This is a genomic window from Pseudomonas lundensis (assembly GCF_001042985.1).
Lineage (GTDB): Bacteria > Pseudomonadota > Gammaproteobacteria > Pseudomonadales > Pseudomonadaceae > Aquipseudomonas > Aquipseudomonas lundensis.
The window spans coordinates 1-1171 of sequence record NZ_JYKY01000078.1 but is presented as its reverse complement, the minus strand read 5'-3'; the positions used below and the strand labels follow the sequence as shown (position 1 = coordinate 1171).

The following is a 1171-nucleotide window of genomic DNA, read 5'->3' as shown; positions in this document are numbered from 1 at the left end:
TAAGGATGCTCCGATCAACTTGTCGTGCAGCCGCGGCAAGTTGCAATTTTCCAGGCACCTACAGCGTCATTGGACGAAAAGTGACCGAAAAATCATGTACGGAGAGCTTTTTCGACCGGTTCTCCGTGTTAAACGCGAACCTCACCCATACCCATGAGCTGTTTTCGAACCCTCCACAGGTTTGCCAGGGCGAACAGCGTGGTCAACTGAGCCGTGTTTTTCATCAGCCCACGAAAACGTACTTTCACGTAACCAAACTGCCGCTTGATCACGCGAAACGGATGCTCGACCTTGGCCCGTGTCTGAGCCTTGCAGAACTCGATCTTGCGCTTGGCTTTGTACAGTACGCTGCGCTGGTTCAGCTTGGAATAGGTGCTGCGACGCGCTGCAATCTGCCAGATCACCCCCCGATTTTCATGCTCTTCGCGCCTTTCGACACCGGTGTAACCGGCATCTGCATACACGGCGTTTTCTTCGCCATGCAGCAGTTCAGCCACCTGCGTGACATCGGCCACATTGGCAGCGGTGCCATGGACGTGATGCACCAGGCCGGACTCGACATCGGCACCGATGTGCGCCTTCATCCCGAAGAAATACTGACCGCCTTTCTTGGTCTGGTGCATCTCGGGATCACGCTTGCCTTCTTTATTTTTGGTCGAGCTGGGGGCATGAATAATGGTGGCATCGACGATGGTGCCTTGGCGCAGCGACAGGCCTTTTTCCTGCAGATAACCATTGATGACCGCAAGGATTGCCGGTGCGAGCTGATGCTTCTCCAGCAAGTGCCGGAAGTTCATGATCGTGGTGTCTTCGGGGATTGGCGCGCTCAGCGTCAGGCGTGCGAACTGGCGCATGGGCGTGATTTCGTAGAGCGCTTCTTCCATGGCCGGGTCGCTCAGGGAGAACCAGTTCTGCAACAGATGGATGCGCAGCATGGTTTCCAGAGGATAGGGTTTTCTACCGCCGCCGGCCTTGGGGTAGAACGGTTCGATCAGCTCCAGCAGGCCTGCCCAGGGCACCACCTGATCCATTTCGGCGAGGAAGCGCTCTCGGCGGGTTTGCTTGCGCTTGCCGGCGTACTCAAAGTCGGAAAAGCTCATCTGGCTCATGGGCGGCTCGGATCAGGTGTTGCGGGGATTCTCGCATAACTGAAGGCTTGTTCGGAGATTCC

Annotated in this window: 1 protein-coding gene; it reads right to left on the bottom strand. The window is 56.5% G+C overall.

Features of this window, described 5'->3' with window-relative positions; all coding sequences use genetic code 11:
* Positions 1-128: 128 nt before the first annotated feature.
* Positions 129-1109, bottom strand: a complete 981-nt coding sequence (locus TU74_RS22930) for an IS5-like element ISPa41 family transposase (protein ID WP_014003920.1) — start codon at positions 1107-1109, stop codon at positions 129-131.
* Positions 1110-1171: the final 62 nt, after the last annotated feature.

Excerpts from the sequence above, each read along its gene's own strand:
- TU74_RS22930 (WP_014003920.1), bottom strand. The coding sequence starts at position 1,109 with ATGAGCCAGATGAGCTTTTCCGACTTTGAGTACGCCGGCAAGCGCAAG.